This window comes from Acinetobacter lactucae (assembly GCF_001605885.1).
GTDB lineage: Bacteria > Pseudomonadota > Gammaproteobacteria > Pseudomonadales > Moraxellaceae > Acinetobacter > Acinetobacter lactucae.
In genome coordinates this window covers 51,699-71,002 of the sequence record NZ_LRPE01000039.1, presented here as the reverse complement: position 1 = coordinate 71,002, position 19,304 = coordinate 51,699, and the positions used below count along the sequence as shown (strand labels likewise).

General features: G+C 39.4%; 17 protein-coding genes and 1 pseudogene. 7 read left to right on the top strand and 11 right to left on the bottom strand.

The window, feature by feature from the left end; genetic code table 11:
- Positions 1-62 precede the first annotated feature (62 nt).
- Positions 63-1,076 (bottom strand): magnesium and cobalt transport protein CorA, encoded by a 1,014-nt coding sequence (locus tag AWW73_RS16320; RefSeq protein ID WP_031949440.1) that lies wholly within the window; start codon positions 1,074-1,076, stop codon positions 63-65.
- Between the two features lie 158 nt (positions 1,077-1,234).
- On the opposite strand from AWW73_RS16320, the gene AWW73_RS16315 reads away from it, so the two are divergent.
- Together AWW73_RS16315 and AWW73_RS16310 are read left to right on the top strand one after the other, a co-directional pair.
- Positions 1,235-1,816 carry an LOG family protein gene (locus AWW73_RS16315; RefSeq protein ID WP_016143577.1) on the top strand — a complete coding sequence of 194 codons (582 nt, stop codon included), beginning with the start codon at positions 1,235-1,237 and terminating at the stop codon, positions 1,814-1,816.
- A 14-nt stretch (positions 1,817-1,830) separates the two neighbouring features.
- On the top strand, positions 1,831-2,232 hold the full coding sequence (locus AWW73_RS16310; RefSeq protein WP_016143576.1) for an NUDIX hydrolase: 402 nt from the start codon (positions 1,831-1,833) through the stop codon (positions 2,230-2,232).
- Position 2,233: 1 nt separating this feature from the next.
- Here the strand turns inward: AWW73_RS16310 and AWW73_RS16305 are convergent, their stop codons facing one another.
- Together AWW73_RS16305 and recG are read right to left on the bottom strand one after the other, a co-directional pair.
- Positions 2,234-2,863 (bottom strand): ComF family protein, encoded by a 630-nt coding sequence (locus tag AWW73_RS16305; RefSeq protein WP_062850175.1) that lies wholly within the window; start codon positions 2,861-2,863, stop codon positions 2,234-2,236.
- A complete protein-coding gene (gene recG, locus AWW73_RS16300) occupies positions 2,856-4,901 on the bottom strand; it encodes an ATP-dependent DNA helicase RecG (protein ID WP_062850174.1) in 2,046 nt (681 codons plus the stop codon). Before recG ends, AWW73_RS16305 begins: the two co-directional genes overlap by 8 nt.
- A 20-nt stretch (positions 4,902-4,921) precedes the next feature.
- Between recG and AWW73_RS16295 the strand changes: the two genes are divergently transcribed.
- A complete protein-coding gene (locus AWW73_RS16295; protein WP_062850173.1) occupies positions 4,922-5,737 on the top strand; it encodes a Rossmann-fold NAD(P)-binding domain-containing protein in 816 nt (271 codons plus the stop codon).
- A 79-nt stretch (positions 5,738-5,816) separates the two neighbouring features.
- On the top strand, positions 5,817-6,800 hold the full coding sequence (locus AWW73_RS16290) for a putative solute-binding protein (protein WP_057105667.1): 984 nt from the start codon (positions 5,817-5,819) through the stop codon (positions 6,798-6,800).
- Positions 6,801-6,846: 46 nt separating this feature from the next.
- On the opposite strand, the gene plsB is transcribed toward AWW73_RS16290, so the two are convergent.
- Complete coding sequence (gene plsB, locus AWW73_RS16285) at positions 6,847-9,420, bottom strand: glycerol-3-phosphate 1-O-acyltransferase PlsB (protein ID WP_062850171.1); 2,574 nt, start codon at positions 9,418-9,420, stop codon at positions 6,847-6,849.
- Positions 9,421-9,696: 276 nt separating this feature from the next.
- Here plsB and AWW73_RS16280 point away from each other — a divergent pair, with 276 nt between their 5' ends.
- On the top strand, positions 9,697-10,569 hold the full coding sequence (locus AWW73_RS16280; protein ID WP_031949431.1) for an acyl-CoA thioesterase: 873 nt from the start codon (positions 9,697-9,699) through the stop codon (positions 10,567-10,569).
- Positions 10,570-10,678: 109 nt separating this feature from the next.
- On the top strand, positions 10,679-11,944 hold the full coding sequence (locus AWW73_RS16275; protein WP_031949430.1) for a dicarboxylate/amino acid:cation symporter: 1,266 nt from the start codon (positions 10,679-10,681) through the stop codon (positions 11,942-11,944).
- A 45-nt stretch (positions 11,945-11,989) separates the two neighbouring features.
- Here AWW73_RS16275 and AWW73_RS16270 read toward each other — a convergent pair whose 3' ends face one another.
- The 7 genes and pseudogenes from AWW73_RS16270 to AWW73_RS16245 all read right to left on the bottom strand — a co-directional run bounded on the left by AWW73_RS16270 (position 11,990) and on the right by AWW73_RS16245 (position 18,158).
- Positions 11,990-12,940 carry a metal-dependent hydrolase gene (locus AWW73_RS16270; RefSeq protein ID WP_081409671.1) on the bottom strand — a complete coding sequence of 317 codons (951 nt, stop codon included), beginning with the start codon at positions 12,938-12,940 and terminating at the stop codon, positions 11,990-11,992.
- 124 nt (positions 12,941-13,064) lie between these two features.
- Positions 13,065-13,841 carry a ribosome biogenesis GTP-binding protein YihA/YsxC gene (yihA, locus tag AWW73_RS16265; protein ID WP_031949428.1) on the bottom strand — a complete coding sequence of 259 codons (777 nt, stop codon included), beginning with the start codon at positions 13,839-13,841 and terminating at the stop codon, positions 13,065-13,067.
- Between the two features lie 100 nt (positions 13,842-13,941).
- Complete coding sequence (locus AWW73_RS16260) at positions 13,942-14,379, bottom strand: RrF2 family transcriptional regulator (protein WP_062850169.1); 438 nt, start codon at positions 14,377-14,379, stop codon at positions 13,942-13,944.
- Between the two features lie 88 nt (positions 14,380-14,467).
- Positions 14,468-15,232 (bottom strand): globin domain-containing protein, encoded by a 765-nt coding sequence (locus AWW73_RS16255; protein ID WP_014207751.1) that lies wholly within the window; start codon positions 15,230-15,232, stop codon positions 14,468-14,470.
- A gap of 2 nt (positions 15,233-15,234) precedes the next feature.
- Positions 15,235-15,359, bottom strand: a pseudogene (locus AWW73_RS18990) (hypothetical protein).
- 18 nt (positions 15,360-15,377) lie between these two features.
- Positions 15,378-16,925, bottom strand: coding sequence for a helicase HerA-like domain-containing protein (locus AWW73_RS16250; RefSeq protein WP_062850168.1), 1,548 nt, complete (start codon positions 16,923-16,925; stop codon positions 15,378-15,380).
- 42 nt (positions 16,926-16,967) lie between these two features.
- Positions 16,968-18,158 carry a PLP-dependent transferase gene (locus tag AWW73_RS16245; protein ID WP_062850167.1) on the bottom strand — a complete coding sequence of 397 codons (1,191 nt, stop codon included), beginning with the start codon at positions 18,156-18,158 and terminating at the stop codon, positions 16,968-16,970.
- A 168-nt stretch (positions 18,159-18,326) separates the two neighbouring features.
- Here AWW73_RS16245 and AWW73_RS16240 point away from each other — a divergent pair, with 168 nt between their 5' ends.
- Positions 18,327-19,055 (top strand): type 1 glutamine amidotransferase, encoded by a 729-nt coding sequence (locus tag AWW73_RS16240; RefSeq protein WP_016143562.1) that lies wholly within the window; start codon positions 18,327-18,329, stop codon positions 19,053-19,055.
- Positions 19,056-19,304: the final 249 nt, after the last annotated feature.

Sequence of the window (19,304 nt, the reverse complement as noted above, 5' to 3'; positions counted from 1 at the left end):
ATAAAAAAGCACCTAAATATAGGTGCTTTTTTATGCTCGAAATTAGCATTTTATTACAAAGCTTAAATCCATTTTTTCCAGCGGAAATAAATGATCGGCCCAATAAAGAAGCCCATAATAATGAGCAAAACAATAAAGAAACTGGTCGTACCATGTGCAAAAGGTAATACGTCTGTGTTCATTCCATAAATACTGGCAATGAGCATAGGTGGAGCTAACATACTTGGTAAAATCGAGAATCGACGAATCGTGTCATTCTGTTCGGTGTTAATGAATCCGGACGTCGTATCAAGTAAGAATCGTACTTTTTGGAATAAGAAGGCATCATGCTCTACCAGTGAGCGCACATCTTCACTCAGTTCTCGAATGTCTGCGTCATAAATATGACTGCCTAAAGCACGTGGACGTGATAAGAAAGTAAGTACACGTCGTAAATCAATAAGACAAAGCTGTGCTTTTCCTAGCATGTCTTCTTGTTGAGCGAGGCGTGTAATCATGTCATCGAGATCTAGAATTTTTTCACGTTGGTGGTTATTAAGAACCTCTGTAGAATATTTTTCTAAATCTTTGTGGATATCTTCTAAGATATCCGCAAGCTCATCGAGTTTTGCTTCAAGAAGGCCTAATAAAATCCATGTAGGATCTTTATAGTCCATGTCATAGTCATTTCGACGAGCACGTGCACGAAAGGCGCGAAAGGCAACTAATTTTTCTCCGCGCATCGTGAACAAGCGATCTTTATGTAAAATGAAAGCGACCGTTTGCACCATTGCTAAAATGTGTGATGAGTCTTCTGCATCACCATCTACTTGGTAATTTTTATTTTTCGTTAAAAAATAAGTACTGATATGCAAAATACCGTCATCATCACGGTAAAATCGTGCAGAAGATGAAATGTCTTCAAGCGACTTGAGGGTTGGTAAATTTTGGTCATAGGCATCTAATACCCATTGTTGCTCTTCTTGTGAGGGTGCAATAAGATCAAGCCAGACTAATTCGGGATGTAGATCAAATCCACCATTGATGGTGGCATCTTCCAGACTTCCGCGTTCTGTGGCATAAAAGGCTTCAAGCATGTGTCTTTTTTCCTCACGCAGTCTGATGGAAATGGATGGGTGTATTTTAGACAAGGATTTGCCGAAAAACACTTGCCAATACGCTATTTTGCAAAAAAAAACTCTATCGATAGTTTAGTTTGTCAGCATGACAGTTCAATAAAACGGTTTTTTACACTATGAAATCAATTTGTATTTTCTGTGGTTCATCTCTTGGTTCAAACCCAATTTTCCAACAAATTGCCCAAGCTACAGGCGAGGCGATTGCAAAACAAGGTAAAACCTTAGTTTATGGTGGTGGTCGCTCAGGGCTAATGGGTGTGGTTGCCGATAGTGCCTTACAAGCAGGTGGACAAGTCATGGGTGTGATCCCTCGTGCTTTAGTTGATCGTGAGTTAGCTCATCCGGGCCTAACCAGATTATATGTGGTCGAAAATATGCATGAGCGCAAAACCAAGATGGCGGATCTTTCAGATGGCTTTATTGCTTTGCCGGGCGGTGCAGGTACTTTGGAAGAAATCTTTGAACAATGGACGTGGGCGCAATTAGGGATTCATCAAAAGCCATGTGCTTTCTTAAATGTAGCGGGTTTTTATGAAGATTTACTTAAAATGATTCAAGGGACGGTGGATAATGGATTCAGCCAAGCACGGTTCGTTGATAAATTGATCGCCTCAGACAACATTGAAGATATTCTTCAACAGTTTGAGCAATATCAGGCTCCTGCTCCAAAATGGACAAATGCAGATGTTCAACCATAAACGAGGTTAAATAGGTGAAAACAATTACGGTCGCTGCCGCAGTGATCTTAAATGAGCAAAATCAGTTATTGCTGGTAAGAAAGCGTAATACACAAGCTTTTATGCAAGTGGGTGGCAAGCTGGAACCTAATGAGGCGCCAGACATCACCATGCAACGAGAAATTTTAGAAGAAGTGGGTAGCTCTTGTGTGATTGAGCAATTCATTGGTCATTTTGAAACAGCAGCTGCCAATGAACCGGATCATATTTTAGTGAGTCACTTATATCTTGTTCAGCTTGATCAGGCTCCTAAAATTGCAGCCGAAATTGCAGAAATGAAGTGGATAGATTTAAATGATTCAGAAACTCAACTTGCCCCATTGACCCGAGAAATCGTCATTCCTTGGTGTGAAGAGTATTTATCTACAGTGCAATAGCTTAACTCTTCGGCGTTGCTGCTAGACAAGCCGTATGAATGGATGTGCAGCCTAATTGTTTAAGGGCTTGACTGAGCGCATGAACAGAGCTTCCCGTAGTTATTACGTCATCAATAATGAGAACGCGGCGATAACGTCGTTTCTCATGATGATAGGGTAAAAATTGTTGTTCGATATTTTCAAAGCGTTCTAGCCGAGAAAGTCCTTTTTGAGAGTGCTCATTTAAACGTTGAATTGGTTGCCAAACAGGTATTTTTAAGTGTCTGCTTAAGATATTGGCAAGTAGTAATGATTGATTGAAACCACGCTCGATTAAACGTTGATTGGAAATGGGCATAGGTACGATCGCTTGTATCTTGGGAAATTTTAATTGTTTTAAAATTTCACCTAATAAGATCTGATAATGTAACTTTTGTTCATATTTAAATTGCTGAATAATCCGGTTAACTGGATAAGCATAGTCACAGGCCACAAGAACAGAGTGATTATTACGTTGAATCGTTTGTTTAAGCCAAGGTAGCTGTTCCCAACAGTCTTTACAGAGCGAGTATTTTTCTCGCATGCCTAACTCGCACAATGAGCAAGGTGAAAATAACTGAATAAGAGGTTGGAAGTTTAAAAAATTAAACATAGGCGTAGCGAGGCGCCTCAGGAAGCCAACGTTTTAATAGAGCATCTGCCTGTTCTGGATAATCTTTTAAAACTTGTTGTGCCACATAGTGAGCTTGACTCAGTAGGTGGTCATCTCGCTCTAAACGAGCAACTCTAAATCCCATATCCCCAGTTTGTTTAGTCCCTAGTAATTCACCCGGTCCGCGTAACTCAAGATCTTTTTCTGCAATCACAAAGCCATCATTACTTTCTCTTAAAATAGAAAGTCTCTCTTGCCCATTTTGTGAAAGAGGTGTTTTGTATAAAAGTACGCAAAAGCTGGCTTGAGCCCCTCGACCTACACGACCACGTAATTGGTGTAGCTGAGATAGGCCTAAGCGTTCAGCATTTTCAATCACCATAATGGAGGAGTTGGGAACATCGACTCCAACTTCGATCACTGTCGTTGCGATAAGAAGCTGTAATTCATTATTTTTAAATGCTTGCATGACGGCTTGTTTTTCGTCAGCTTTCATTTTGCCATGCACCAAGCCAATGTTGAGCTCAGGGAAACGCTCTTTCATCTCTTGGTAAGTTGCTTCCGCTGCTTGTGCATCTAAAGTCTCAGACTGTTCAACCAATGTACATACCCAATATGCCTGTTTCCCATCTCTGCAATTTGAAGCAATACGTTGGAGTACTTCCTCTCGACGATCAAGCGGAATGGTAACCGTTTGAATGGGAGTACGGCCCGGAGGTAACTCATCAATAACTGATGTGTCTAAATCACCATATGCACTCATTGCTAGAGTTCTTGGAATAGGTGTGGCTGTCATTACGAGTTGATGAGGGGTGAACTGCTCAGCACCTTTATTGCGTAAAGCTAAACGTTGGTCTACACCAAAGCGATGTTGTTCATCAATAATAACTAGCCCTAATTTAGCGAAGCCAACATTATCTTGAAATAAGGCATGTGTACCGACAATAAGTTCCGCGTGGCCTTCTTTAATCTGTTGTTCTGCTTGGGCACGGGCTTTACCTTTTTGTTTGCCAGATAGCCATGCCACGGTTACACCTAATGGTTCAAACCAACGTTTAAAGTTCAAATAGTGTTGTTCTGCAAGAATTTCAGTAGGAGCCATTAATGCAACCTGCCAATCGGCTTCTAAAGCATGGCAAGCAGCTACAGCAGCAACTAAGGTCTTTCCAGCACCTACGTCACCTTGTACTAGGCGTAGCATGGGTTGGTGCTGTTTTAAGTCATTTAAAATTTCTTTAGATACACGTTTTTGTGCATTGGTCATTTGAAAAGGTAAAGCTTCTAATAGTTTTTTAGCTAATATTTTACTGCTTGAAAAAGCAGGTGACGCAATTTGGCGAATATAAGCACGGCGATTAAGTAAACTAATTTGATGTGCAACCAGTTCTTCAAAAATAAGCCGTTGCTGTGCAGGGTGCGAACCTTGAGCCAATTGGAGCATATTGGCATCAACGGGAGGTTCATGAATGTAATACAAAGCTTCTTTAAGCGCGTAGCCATTGGTATATTGCTTTGGAAGTAGCTCGGGTAGGGCATCGCTATGATGCTTTAAAGCTTGTTTAACGTATTCGCGCAGTTTAGGTTGAGTGAGCCCATCCGTACTCGGATAAATTGCTGTAAGCTGAGTTTTTGGTAGAGGTGTATGTTCATGAATGAGCTGAATTTCGGGATGATACATCTCAAGGCCGCGAGCACCTACGCGGACTTCACCAAAAATACGTAAGCGATGACCTGGTTTTATTTTATCAGTCAGGTTTTTATATATATGATAAAAGCGTAAGGTGACTTTACCGAATTCATCCTGAACCAAGGCTGCCATAGATTTTCGTTTTCCCGGAGGGAAGTCAATTGATTTGACTTCACCTTCGAGCAAATAGCTCCGTCCAACCACAAGTTGATTCATTGGAATAATCGTACTTCGGTCTTCATAATCACGTGGCAGATGAAACAGTAAATCATCTGTGGTAAAAATATTTAGTTTTTCGAGCAGGGCTGCTGAAGCCGATCCAACGCCTTGTAACTGATGGACTGAAGTCATGTCCCCTCAACGAGTTTTCTATGCATATATTATTTATCGGTTATGGTAAAACATCTCAGCGTGTTGCTAAACAACTATTTGAGAAAGAACATCAAATTACCACAATCAGCCGTAGTGTAAAAACGGATAGTTACGCAACACATCTTGTTCAAGATATTTTTTCGCTCGATTTAAGTAATATTGAACCTGTAGAGGTTGTATATATTCTACTTTCTCCAGACGAGAGTACGGTTGAGGGCTATCAACATACTTATGTTGATAGTATTGAACCGATTCGAGAAGCATTAAAAATACATCCAGTAAAAAAAATAATCATTGTCTCTTCTACGCGGGTGTATGGTGAAAATGCAGGAGAAATTATTGATGATTTTAGTGAAATTCATCCAAGTGATGAACAAGGCCATATATTGCGTAATATGGAGCTACTCTGGCAAAAACATTATCCAACTCAATCTGTAATTGTGCGCCCAACTGGGATTTATGGAACTTCAATTGCCCGTTTAAAGAAAATGGCTGAAAATAATCGAAGCTATCCAAATATACATTATAGCAATCGAATACATATTGATGATTTAGCAAGATTTTTGGCTTTTATGGCTGATTATGAAAATCCTCAATCAAGCTATATTGTGACTAATAATCAACCATTACCTTTACATGAAATTATAGGGTGGTTTCAAAAACAATTAGGATTGCCAGAGTTAACGTTAGAATCAAACCAAATCTCAGGTAAACGAATTTATGCAAAACATTTAACTACAATAGGTTTTCAGTTAGAACATCCAATTTGCTTTAATGACTATTTATTATGTTTAAATGTCCATAGCACTAAATAAAATTTTGATTAAACTTTAAATAAGAACAGAAATACCTGATGAGGCAGTCAAATTGCCGATAAAGATAAAAAGGTTGAAAGTGAAAAAAATTTGTTTAGCTCTTATTTTGAGCGTAACAGCTGTTGCGAGTTGGGCCGAGGATCAGGTGTGGTGTGCCTATGATCCGATTGGGTCCCAAGGGGATATTACTCGTCGTTTAAATGACATTCGGCTATATGCCCAGCAATATCAAGTCAAATTTAAAGTAGTGACCTATCAAAAAGAACAGCAGGCCATACAAGCTTTTGATGATGGTAAATGTTCAGGTCTAGCTGCATCCAATTTTAACACTTATCGTTATAACCAGTTTATGGGAAGTACGGCGGGTATCGGGCTTATTCCTAATAATCGTACGGCCAAGAGCTTCTTGCAGCTTTTAAATCATCCCACAATTGAAAAAAGGTTAGTTTCTAAGAATTATGAAGCTGTAGGGATGATTCCTATTGGAACGGCTTACATGGTTCTAAAAGACAAGAAAATCTCTAGAGTTGCTCAACTAAGAAATCAACGTATTGGGGTGCTACTTAACAATCCACCACAACAAGCGTTGGTACGAAGTGTGGGCGCTCAGCCAGTTTATGTGGATTTATCTAACGCAATTGTGCAATTTAAGCAAAATAAAATCGATATTATTCCTGTACCAGTGTATGGATTGTTGCCATATAACCTACAAAAAGAATTTGGACCAGATACTCAAGTCATTAATTTTCCTTTGGCATATTTCGGGGTCAATTTAATTATTAAACCACACGCTTATCCTGCTAATTTTGGCCGAAAAATTCGAGGATGGTTTGTTCAAAATAGCCAATTGCTGACTAACCGTGCGACACAATGGGAAAATCATTTACCTGCTTATTATTGGGTAGATGTCTCTTTTTATGAGAAGCAAAGTTATGACGTGATGGTTGCCAAAATACGTAATCAGTACGTCCTTTCAGGCTATTACGATGCTTATTTTGTTCAACTTATGAAGCGTCTGCGGTGTATGGATGATCCGCGTTATTTTGAATGTCCAATTCGCTAATAAAATAAAAGGCAACCGAAGTTGCCTTTTATTTTGAGTAAAGAATTTAAGCTTTTTTACGTTTTAAACGGCGTTTAGCTTGTTGAGATGCCATTGCTTCAAGAGCATCTTTTAATTCTTCGTCGGTAAAGGTCGTGATGTGCTGCAACATTTGTAAGGTTACTTCATCCAGTACCAACTGTGCGCCAGCAGCCATTTGACGGAAATTATCATCAAACTCGATTTGGCCTTGGTCATTGGTGCGAATGTAATTTTGCTGTGTAAGTACTTTTAAGAAGCTCTGGAATAAAGCTTTGTCGAAGAACTCTGGCGAATTAAATTCATAGAGAACTGACAAACGTTGTCCTAATAAATGACTTAATTCTTCAACTTGTTTAGCAGAAATATTACCTGAACCACGTTGAGTGATGAGCGCAAGTGTCATGTAGTAACGCTCAAGACTTTGCTTAACTGGTGTAGCTAAAACGACAAGCTGATTATGCTCTTCCGTATTAGGTGCTGAGCTAATCAAATTACCTTCATCATCTTGTTGAATAAGGTTTGATTGAACAAGTGCATCTGCATATTGCTCAACTTGTGTTTTAAGTTCGCTACTCTTCCATTTAAGGAATAATTCAGCTTTCAAGAATGGATAGAGTGTATAAATGACATTGGCTAAATCTGAACGGCTGATTTTACCATTATGTTCAACAAGTGAAGCAACCAAAGACGGTAAAACGAAAGCATGCAAGATGTTATTGCGGAAGTAAGTCAGAAGAACAGCTTGGTTATCTTCAATTGCAATAATATCGCCGAGTGCATGCTGAACTCGTTTAATCAGTTTAAGCTTTAAACCATAAGCAATAATTTCTTTACCAGAAAGTGGCGTTACTTCCATACGTTGATCATATGGGAAGTTTGATGCTAGATTTCGGTAAGCTTCAAGCTGCTTAATACAAATTTCTTCATCAAGCGTATGCTTTGGCGTCGCAAGCAAAATAATAGAAAGTAAAGAGACAGGGTTAATCACCACAGCTCGGTTAATATTTTCTAAAATTGCATGTGCAGAGCTATTTACTGCATCTGAAACGGCTTGAGGAATTGGATCGTCATTTTTCTCGATGTAGACATTTTCTGCATTATGTTGCTTAAGCAGATCATCAAGGAAGACAGGTTCGCCAAAGTTCACATGGACTTTACCAAAAATACGTTCAATTTTTCGTAAGGTTTTCACAATACCAAAAATAGATTCGGCCTCTTTTGGCTTACCTTGCATTTCGCCTACGTAAGTTGAGCCTTCCATGAGTCGTTCATAACCAATATAAGTTGGTAAGAAAACGATTGGTTTAGCACGGCCACGTAAATGGCTGTGAACTGTCATGGCAAGCATACCGGTTTTAGGCGGTAATAGTCGTCCTGTACGTGAGCGTCCACCTTCAATAAAGTATTCAAGTGGTGTGTTACGTGACAAGATGCTATATAAGTATTCTTTAAATACAGTGGTATATAGACCGTTTCCACGGAAAGAGCGGCGAATAAAGAATGCACCGCCTCCACGTAAAAGCTGCCCAACAAATGGTAAGTTTAAGTTGTCACCCGCAGCAATATACGGAACCATCAAGCCACGCTTATAGATGACATAAGACAATAATAAATAGTCAATGTGACTGCGATGGCACGGTGTATAGACAACTTCATAATCTTTCGCTAGTTCACGAACGGTACTAAAGTTATGTACTTCTACGCCGTCATAAAGCTGGGTCCATAAGCGTGTTAAGGCAAGGTCGGCAAAGCGTACTGCTGAGTGTGAATAATCCGATACGATTTCATTCACATAACCAATCGCACGGCGTTCAGCTTCAAGCATGCTCACTTTTCCGCGAATACTTTCACGGCGGATTGCTTCTTGTACATCACGAGATTTTACGACTGACTGCATGACATTACGGCGATCCGATAAATCGGGACCTAACACCACTTCACGCTGACGGTCTAAATAATCATTTAATGTACTTACAATATAGGTTGCTGGTGAAAGGTTCGGATAATGCTGCTGTGCATATTCAACCAATTCACGAAGCGATTGCGGCTCATGAAATTCTAAATAAGACTGACGGCCATGCAAACCAATATTAACCAGCTGCTTAACTGTACTTGGTGTTGCCCATGTGTCTGAAAATAATAGCTTAAACCAAGAATCTTCTTTATCTGGCGAACGGCCCCATAAAACGGTAACCGGAACAAGCTCTATATCAAGTTCAGGATTTTCTTGTAAAACTTCAATAAGTTTTAATAAACGTGGTGGAAAAGCATGAGGAGGCGGATTCAGTAAATTATTTTCATCATTGTGCTGTAAAAATAAAACTGATGCTTTTTCCTGATGAGTGCCAACAACTAATGGGTCTAACGCAGGTTTTAAATTTAAACGGCGCGTTTCTCCATCAACCACTAAAGCATTGCTTCGAGAGTGGTTTTGCAAGACATAGCAAACCACTTTTTGGCGCTCAGTTTTTGCTTCTGTTTCTGTTGTTTCTGATACTGGTTCAGTAGGAACTTCCCCAAGAACATGTGGTGTTACCACGAGGTCAAGTAGTTTACTCGAAAGCCGACGATACATTTGACCAAACCCACTCTTGGACATAAGAACTCCTACTTCTTAAAGACAAATCCCAGCACCAAATGCAGAGGGTAATTATTTTGCGGCATTTATTAAAAAAAACAATATGCTACTTTCTTATAAATTATAATGCTTTTGGCATATTTTATCGTTAAAAATCGTATTTTTAGCTGTTATATGAGCAATGTTCGTCAGAAGTTGACTGATTGTTCCATGTTCAAATAGTTTTTTATGGCACAATAGATTCTACACATCTGTACTTTAATACGATTTTTTACCTGAAATATGAAGGTATCTCTCATGAATGCGTTAACCCAAGAACTTGTCGATCTTCTCACTTTAGAAAAGCTAGAAGAAAATATTTACCGTGGCATAAGCCGTAATCTTGTCGGTAAACGTGTCTTTGGTGGACAGGTTTTGGGTCAGGCTTTACGTGCGGCATCTTATACAACCGATCGCCCCGCGCATTCTTTACATGCATATTTTTTATATGGTGGCGATATTAATGCCCCAATTATCTATGAAGTAGATCGTTTACGTGATGGGAAGAGCTTCGTAAGCCGTCAGGTTCGTGCAATTCAACATGGCCGAGTTATATTTTCGGCGATGGTTTCTTTTGCTAATCCCGAAGAAGGCTTGAACTATCAACATCAAGAACCAGAATACCCTGCACCAGAAGCCCTTAAATCTGAAAGTGAACTCAAAGAAGGTATTCTAAACTTCGTACCTGAAAATGTTCGTGCTAGCTTTATGCGTGAGCGTCATGTGGAAATTCGCCCAATTGATCCGGTAAACCCATTTCAGCCGCAACCCGAAGCTCCTTATAATGCTCACTATATTCGTACCCATGACCGTATTCCAAAACAATTAGATGAAATTGCCTTGCATCAAGCGATTGTTGCCTTTTATTCAGACTTTACCTTAATGACAACCGCGTTAAGACCACATGGGCTCAGCTATATTTCTCCAAGTTTACAATGTGCAAGTATTGATCATGCAATTTATTTCCATCGCCCGCTGCGTGCTGACGAATGGATGCTTTATGATATGGAAGCAACAGTCAGCGCAGCTTCTCGCGGCTTAAACTTTGGCCGTATGTGGCAAAATGGTCAGCTGGTATGCAGTACCGTACAAGAGGGTTTAATTCGTTTGAGGGAAATTGAAACGCAATAAATTTATTTATAAAGCCATCTCATCAGATGGCTTTTTTATTTTTAATTGAAACGATGTGACAAAAAATTGCTCGTATGAGAAGCAGGCTCATGTCATATTTGCGAAAGGATTGCCAACTGAAAAAAATAATGCTGATATGAACTTAAACACACAAATTCTTATTGCTGCCATTTTAGGCTTAGCCTTTGGTTTTATATTAACGCTATATCCCGATACTGCGTTTGTAAAACATAGTTTATATGGGTTGGGCATATTAAGTAGTGTCTTTATTGGGCTGCTTAAAATGTTATTGGTGCCCTTAATTTTTAGTTCGATTGTTGTGGGGGTGTCGAATTTGCAGGCGGGAGGGCAGTTAGGTCCAGTCTGGAAAATTACCTTTTTATGTTGTTTGACCACAACAACATTGGCTTTAATTTTAGGTATAAGTTGTGCTCATCTATTTGAAGTAGGGCGCGGTATAGATATCTCTATTTTCCAAACATCTATGCAAAATTATCAGGCACCTGATAGTTTAAACCCTGCAAGTTTTTTCACTAATTTTATTCAAAATACATTAATCAACCCATTTAAAGCCTTTAGCGATGGTAACGTTTTAGCTGTTGTGGTATTCGCCCTATTTGTTGGTGTGGCTTTAGTCCATGGCGGTGAGCGTTTCAAAAGTGTTCGCGTATTAAGTCATCAGTTTTTTGAAATAATGATGATGCTAGTCGGTTGGGTAATGAAGCTGGCACCTTTAGGTATTTTTGCTTTATTAGCAAAGTTAATGGCAACGGAAGATATTTCGGTATTAAGTCGTTTGGCTGAGTTTGCTGTTGTGGTGACGGGGACTACCATTTTTCATGGTGCTGTTGTTTTGCCGCTACTACTTTGGATTTTTGGCCGCATGAGTCCTTGGACTTTTTTTAAAGGAACACGTACAGCCCTGATTACTGCATTTGCAACCAGTTCTAGCTCTGCCACGATGCCACTTAGTATGAAATGCGCACAAGAAAACTTAGGTGTTCGCCCTCAAACAGCAGGATTCGTAATTCCTTTAGGCACGCAGCTTAATATGGATGGTACGGCACTATATGAAGCGGCAGCTGCACTCTTTGTGGCAAATTTGGTGGGGTTAGACTTAAACCTGACACAACAAATTATCGTGTGCTTAACAGCAATGATTGCATCACTCGGTGCACCTGGAATTCCGAGTGCGGGTATGGTCACCATGATTATGGTTTTACAGTCTGTAGGTTTGCCGGCTGAAGCAATTGCAATTTTACTTCCGATTGATCGCCTATTAGATACGGTAAGAACGGTGGTCAATGTACAGGGCGATATGATGATTAGTGTGGTGGTTGACCGTTATACAAAAGATAAAGATATAAGTGTCTAATCTCGTAAATAAAAAAGCAGGATTTAAAATCCTGCTTTTTTATTTTTAAGCGGCTTGAAGCTCGGCTCTTTTTGCTGCTGGAGATTGAGATAAATAACTTACCGCATCTTCAGTGCTGCCTTCTTTAACTGGATCATACCAAGGCATGAGGTAATCAATTTGTTGGGCAATCAGCCAAAATGGATTTGGTAGCACTTGGTTATCTTTGCGACTAATCTTAAGCCATTCTACAGCAACCCACACTGGGAAAAATCTAGATTTAGCGGCATCTGAAAAGCGAGGATCTTGTTTCATAATATGTGCAGCACCATCTACCCATAATCCAAGTACCAGTACAATCACTGCAAGACTTAAATAGTAGCGTGGAATATAGCCCCCACCAAGATGGCGGTATAAATCAAAAGCTACGGTACGGTGTTCAATTTCTTCTGAACCATGCCATTTAACTAGATCGACCATTTCAGGGTCAGCGCCTAATTCTTCCCAACGCTTGTTATAGAGCGCATATTTCCCTAATACACAGGTCATATGTTCGACGGTTGCAATAACGCCTAAACGGAAAAGGTCCCATTGCTCTTGTAGAAATTGAGGGACTTCTTTATCAAAAGGTTTATCTGCTAAGGCGGTAGTAAATAGATAATTCATAATGTCCAGATTTCGCTGGATATCAATATTACGCACACTTAAATATTCTTTATTGGCAGAAGTATGCGCATTGGCATGCATAGCTTCTTGGCGGATAAATGCTTGTACATCCTGTTTAAGTTTTTCATCTTTAATTTGCGGTAAAACTTTATTGTACAAACGGCAAAACCAGAATTCTCCGGCAGGTAAAATATTATTAATTTCATTAATAAAATAACTTGCGAAAGGTTGATTTGGAATCCAGTCAACAGGGGTATCTTTCCAGTCAAATTTTACTTTACGTGGAAGAATTTTATAGTCAATAGAAGAACCTAAAGCCTTGTTCTTCAAAAAAGATAATAATTTCATCATTTAGTCCTGATTTTTAACTCGATGAAGTTATAACGAGTATAAAAAAAGCCCCTACATTTGTGTTTAGCAATAGGGGCCAATTTGAATATAAATTTAATGAAGAAATTGTATCTGCTATGACAATTTAGCTTTCAGCATCCTCATCTGTGGCTTCAGGAATCGCATCGACATCAAATTCCGGCTCTTGATCAAGCGTAAAATGTAGACGTCCAGCCATAACACTGGCTAGTTCTTCTAAACCTAATTTATTGAGTGATGAGAAAAGTTGAATCGAGAAATCAAGCTTCATTTTTTTCAGCTGTTGCTTAACTTCTAAGAGTACTTTGTTTGCTGGACCACGATTAAGTTTGTCCGCTTTTGTTAGAAGGATGTGAACAAAAAGATGGCGTGAATAAGCCCACTCTAACATCATCATGTCGAAGTGCTGTAAAGGATGGCGAATATCCATCAGTAATACTAAGCCTTGTAAGCTTTTACGATGGATTAAATAGTTCTCTAACTCTTTTTGCCATACTCGTTTCATGTCTTCAGGTACAGCTGCGTAGCCATAGCCGGGAAGGTCGACTAAACGCTGATCAGGATTACCTAGACTAAAGAAGTTAATCATCTGAGTACGGCCAGGTTTTTTAGAGGCACGTGCGAGCTGTTTTTTATTGGTCAAGGCATTAATGGCACTGGACTTACCAGCATTTGAGCGTCCTGCAAAAGCAATTTCGTAGCCACTATCTTCAACACAAAGTGCCAATTTAGGTGCACTCATTAGAAACTCAGCTTGGCGTAACCAGTTTAGTGATTGCACAGCATAGGCTGTGATCGCCGGATCTGGGGCTTTTTCATAGCTGATCTTTTGCTTGGGTGCGAGTCTGGCTTTGGTGTCTTTCGATTTTTCACTACGACGCATAAAAAATAACTTTTTAAATGAGAGGGCTCGCGCCTAGTATAAAGGAGCTTGGGTATTCTTGCTAATTTTCAATAAATCAACTTATCAAAATCAGTAGAGGTCAGATTTGTAAAAATGCAATAGGGGAGTTGTCAGGAGCAGATTTTGATTGTTGCAAAACTTCTCCGAGTGTGTATTGGTCTAGGCTTTGATAAAAGCTCTCTAGAGCTTGATCTAAAATACCTTTTAAACCACAGTGACTGCGTAATACACAAGGGGGTGTATTGCACTCAACGATTTGATTGTCACCCTGTAATATTCGAACAATTGAACCTAAACTTGAGTTAAGTGCATCTGGGTTTAAGCGTATTCCACCACCTTTTCCACGAATGGTAATAATCCATTCCTGTTTGCCCATAAAGTGAACAACTTTAACTAGATGGTTTTGTGAAACATGCAAATCTTTCGCGATTTCTGCAATCGTGTAGGGTGCATCACTTGGGCGTGCAACATACATTAATATTCGTAATGCATAATCGGTAAATTTATTAAGCTGCATGATCACCAAAAATGGAAGAGAATAAAAAGGATGATCATCTTAGCCTGAAAGTTTAAATAAGAAAACTTTCAGGCAAGAGGTTTTTACATTACAGCGTTAAAGGAGCTGAAACCTGCACTTGATCCCCCACTCTGTAATGTTCAAGTAAAATATTAGCCACCGAAAACTCAGTGTGGTTTTCTTCAGGCTGCACTTCAAAGTGATACGAGTTATCTTCTTGAGCTTCTGTAAATTTAAAAGCTTTCGGTTGTTCAAGTTGTTGCTCGGGAACTTGTACTTTAACTGAAATAAAGGCATTTGCTGGGCTAGTCAGTACGTCTTCATGGTCAGTTGCTTTTAAAGTGAAGCGTTTGCCAGATTCCAGAGGATCAATTTGAGTAATTTCAAATGAACGCCAGCCAGCCCATCCACCTTTTAAGCTTTCAAGTTGTTCATATTTTTGTTTTTCAACACCAATCAAGATATCAGCCAACTGTAAGTATGCTTGCTTCCACGCCTCGATAAGCTCTGATTCAAATGGCACATTGAGTACTTCACTAATTGAATGAAGTAGATTGTCACCAACAATTGCATATTGATCAGGCTGAATATCTAAGCTCACGTGTTTAGTAGTGATGCGTTCAACAGCTTTGGCTAGAACAGTGGGGTTTTCAATATTTTCTGCATAAGCAAGTACAGCAGCTGCAAGAGCACGAGGCTGACGTAAGCTGGTTTGGTCATCTAAATTAAAAACATTTTTTAATTCGGGATTGTTATTCAACATACGCTTATAAAAGTATGTAGTCAGCGTAACGCCGTGTTCACGTAAAACAGGTACGGTAGATTTAACAAGTTCAATTTGTTGTGGAGTCATGGCTAGACCTTATTTATCTGGCTATATAAGATGTATTTAAAATACATCTTTAAAAAATTAATGGCAATAACTTTTTGAGAAAAACCATAAAAAAATTAGGGGATATAAAATCCCCTAGAATTAACACAGTTTTATTAAATTTTTTTTATTTTCCAAATAAAGAACCCAGTAGGCCTCGGACGAGTTTTTGGCCTGTACTTCCTCCTAAACTGCGTGCAGCACTTTTGGCAAAAGTTCCAACAATGTCTTGGGTGAGTTTGGCTCGTTCACGTGCTGCCCTTTCTTCCTCTTTTAGTTGCTCACGTGCCAAACGTTCCTGCTCTTTAGCTTGCTGTTTTGCTAAAGTTTCTTGTTCTTTTGCTTGTTGTTTAGCAAGTTCAGCATTTTGTTGCTGCTGTTCACGTTCAGCAACTTTATTCTGTAGCATTTCATAGGCACTATCACGATCTACAGCTTGTTCATACACACCAGCAATAATACTTTGCGAGATTAGGGTCTGACGCTCTTCTGGAGTGATAGGCGTAAACGAAGAGTAGGGAGGCATAACCCAACAACGTTCTACAATTTGTGGAGTACCTTGCTCATCTAGGCAACTAATGAGTGCCTCACCAACACCAAGTTCGGTAATCGCCTCATCAACTTTAAAGTTTGGATTAGCTCGGAAAGTATCTGCTGCAGTTTTTACCCCTTTTTGATCTTTAGGGGTGAATGCACGTAATGCATGTTGAACGCGATTACCAAGTTGACCAAGAACGCTTTCGGGTAAGTCGAGTGGGTTTTGAGTAATAAAGTAGATACCCACCCCTTTAGAGCGGATTAAACGTACAACTTGTTCAATCTTGTCTTGGAGTGCTTGGCTGGCATTATCAAATAACAAGTGAGCTTCATCAAAGAAAAACACGAGTTTAGGCTTATCCATATCACCGACTTCTGGTAGCTGTTCAAATAACTCTGAAAGCATCCATAAGAGGAAAGTGGCGTATAGCTTAGGCGTATTCATGAGCTTGTCAGCAGCAAGAATATTGATATAACCGTGTCCGTTTGCATCGGTTTGGATAAAATCTAAAATATTTAAAGCTGGTTCCCCAAAGAACTGTTCTCCACCTTGGTCGGCAAGAGCGAGTAAGTTACGCTGAATGGCACCCAGGCTGGCTGGAGATAGATTGCCATACTCGGCTTTAAACTCAGCCGCATGCTCACTTACAAAAGTGATCATGGCTTTTAAATCTTTAAAGTCGACTAAAAGTAAACCTTGATCATCTGCTATACGGAATACAGCAGATAAAACACCTTCTTGGGTATCATTTAAGTTTAGTATGCGTGCTAATAAAATTGGCCCAATTTCAGAAATAGTAGTTCGGATAGGATGACCTTGCTGACCAAATAAATCCCAAAAAACAACTGGGTTCGCTGTGAATGGAACACTATCAATTTGTAAAAGTTTTAAGCGTTCATTAAATTTATCCGAAGCTTCACCAGCTTTTGCGAGACTTGAAACATCGCCTTTAGCATCGGCAAGAAATACCGGCACACCGATTCGAGAGAAATTCTCTGCCAGAACTTTTAACGTAACTGTTTTACCTGTACCTGTGGCGCCTGCAATAAGTCCATGACGGTTAGCAAACTGGGAAAGCAAAACAATTTCTTTTGATGTGTCATTAATATTTTTAGCAATAACAATCGGTGTACCCATATATTTTTATCCTATGGTTTGAGTCACTATAATGTTGTCGTTTTACAGTTGTTTCAGTGCATTTTCGATATCTTGTATCAAATCTTGCGGATCTTCTAGTCCTATACAGAAGCGAACCAATAATCCTTGTTGTAAATGTGTATTCTCAAGTTTTCTCATCATTTTTAAATCGTAAAGCATAATCAGGCTAACGGGCCCACCCCAGCTAAAGCCGAGCTTAAATAACTTTAATGCATCGCAGAAGCGACGTACTGCTTTAATGTCATATTCAGGTTTGAAAATGATACTCACTAACCCCGCACTTTGACCGATGGTGCAGATTTCTTGCCAGTATTGATGGCCTGGGGCGTTCTCATCGCTTGGATGTAGAACTTGTGCAAATTGAGGTTGATTCTTTAGCCATTTAAGTAGAGTGTGAGCATTGGCTGACTGTTTTTCATAGCGTAAAGACATATGAGCAAGGCTACGTTGAATCTGTGCTGCATCATCTCCCGAAACTGCAATACCTAAAATGGCATGCGTACGGAATAGGCGGTGATGCAGTTTTTCATCACGAGTTACAATGCTGCCCATTAAGATGTCACCCCCACCGCTTGGATATTTGGTGAGTGCATGAATAGTTAAGTCGACTGACAGATGTTCATCAGAAAAATTAAAAGCATTAAACGCAAGTCCAGCTCCCCAAGTGTTATCAAGGGCTGTTAAAACACCATGTTCTTTAGCTTTTTTAACTAGATTTTTAAGATCAGGGAATTCTAAAGTAACCGAACCTGCAGCTTCTAGCCATAGTAGTTTACTTTTGTCGGTTGGCTGAAAGCTTGATGCATCAATTGGATTATATACTTTAACGATGATCCCATATTGATCTTGTAGATAATTTAGATGTTCTAGATTTGGTCCATAAATATTGTCTGGAACCCATACTTCATCATTAGTGCTTAAAAATGTTGAGTTCACAATATTAATTGCTGATAAACCACTCGGTGCAAGCAAACAATGCAAACCACCTTCAATTTGCGCAATATTGTCGCCTAGTGTGAAGGTGGTAGGAGTGCCATGTGTTCCATAACTATAGTCATAGGGGTCAGTCCAATGACGATCAAAAAGGTGCGAAGTCGATTTAAAAATAATAGTTGATGCGCGAAATAGGGGAGGTTGCACTGTTTCAATGAATTGCGGAGCCTTTCTTGGGGCATGAATGAGGCGAGTCTGAAAATCGTTGTGCTTTTTCATAGTGCATTATGTTTTAAATGATAAAGTTAGATTAAGAGAAATTTAAACTATTCGCTAGATTTATAAAGTTTTGTAAGACGTTTCGTTACAGTCGACCCATAAAACAAAAACTTGGCTTTATTTTTGCAAAGACCTCTACAACATTCTAACAACAATAGGTTTAAGCGCATGAAGTCGCATTTAAGAGTTCATTATTTTCAACATATCGCAGGTGAAGGCTTTGGGAGTTGTTATTCATTTTTAAAAGCTCACCATGCGACTATTAGTTCTACGGAATTTTTTGCACTTCCAGTCGATCGGTCACTTGAAATAGAAGCTTTACCCCGAATTGATGAAGTTGACTTGTTATTAGTCATGGGTGGCACCATGAGTGTAAATGACGAGGCTAATTATCCATGGCTTAAGATTGAGAAAAGATGGTTACGTCGTTATTTGGCAGCAGGGAAGCCGGCTATAGGTCTTTGTTTGGGTGGGCAGTTAATTGCTAATGCATTAGGGGCGGCAGTCAGTCGAAATCGCTATCAGGAGCTTGGGTGGTCGACAGTTCAAAGAGTAGCAAACCTACCTCAAGACAGCTTCCCATTGCCTGAAAAAATAAAGGTGATGCAGTGGCACAGTGAAACATTTGAAATACCGAAAGGTGCCATACATTTGGCTGAGAATATAGCTTGTCGTAATCAGATGTATCAAATTGGGAAAAATGTGTTGGGCTTTCAATTCCATCCAGAGATGACACCTGCGACTTTAAAACTTTTGCTTGAAAATGAAGAGGAGCTATCTATTTTTAATGGAGAATATGTTCAATCTGCAAGTGAATTACAATATTCGGAAGCGCAAAAATTTGAACAAGGTAATCAACTCTTAAATAAAGCGATTGAATTTGTCATAAATGCTTAAATGATTTATCAATGCTAGGTTAAAGCACGTTTTGAACAAAAAATAGAAAAAGAGAATTGCATAAGACTTAAACAATCGTTATAATGGGCGACCCTCAAAAGGAGGGGCATTTACTGCGAAGAAAGTAGTAAATGTGCATTACAGTCGTGGCATCGATCATGACCTTAGTGATTTTCACTGCCTTTGACACTTACCAATGGGTGAGATGCGTCAAGGGTGATTCTTTATATGTTTGGCTTGGAGTTTACT

Bases quoted from the DNA above. Each gene is read 5' to 3' on its own strand.
- AWW73_RS16305 (WP_062850175.1), bottom strand. From the start codon at position 2,863: ATGTTTAATTTTTTAAACTTCCAACCTCTTATTCAGTTATTTTCACCT.
- AWW73_RS16255 (WP_014207751.1), bottom strand. From the start codon at position 15,232: ATGACTCCACAACAAATTGAACTTGTTAAATCTACCGTACCTGTTTTA.
- AWW73_RS16270 (WP_081409671.1), bottom strand. From the start codon at position 12,940: ATGATGAAATTATTATCTTTTTTGAAGAACAAGGCTTTAGGTTCTTCT.
- AWW73_RS16320 (WP_031949440.1), bottom strand. From the start codon at position 1,076: ATGCTTGAAGCCTTTTATGCCACAGAACGCGGAAGTCTGGAAGATGCC.
- AWW73_RS16245 (WP_062850167.1), bottom strand. From the start codon at position 18,158: ATGAAAAAGCACAACGATTTTCAGACTCGCCTCATTCATGCCCCAAGA.
- AWW73_RS16280 (WP_031949431.1), top strand. From the start codon at position 9,697: ATGAATGCGTTAACCCAAGAACTTGTCGATCTTCTCACTTTAGAAAAG.
- yihA (WP_031949428.1), bottom strand. From the start codon at position 13,841: ATGCGTCGTAGTGAAAAATCGAAAGACACCAAAGCCAGACTCGCACCC.
- AWW73_RS16260 (WP_062850169.1), bottom strand. From the start codon at position 14,379: ATGCAGCTTAATAAATTTACCGATTATGCATTACGAATATTAATGTAT.
- plsB (WP_062850171.1), bottom strand. From the start codon at position 9,420: ATGTCCAAGAGTGGGTTTGGTCAAATGTATCGTCGGCTTTCGAGTAAA.
- AWW73_RS16250 (WP_062850168.1), bottom strand. From the start codon at position 16,925: ATGGGTACACCGATTGTTATTGCTAAAAATATTAATGACACATCAAAA.
- AWW73_RS16240 (WP_016143562.1), top strand. From the start codon at position 18,327: ATGAAGTCGCATTTAAGAGTTCATTATTTTCAACATATCGCAGGTGAA.
- AWW73_RS16315 (WP_016143577.1), top strand. From the start codon at position 1,235: ATGAAATCAATTTGTATTTTCTGTGGTTCATCTCTTGGTTCAAACCCA.
- recG (WP_062850174.1), bottom strand. From the start codon at position 4,901: ATGACTTCAGTCCATCAGTTACAAGGCGTTGGATCGGCTTCAGCAGCC.
- AWW73_RS16295 (WP_062850173.1), top strand. From the start codon at position 4,922: ATGCATATATTATTTATCGGTTATGGTAAAACATCTCAGCGTGTTGCT.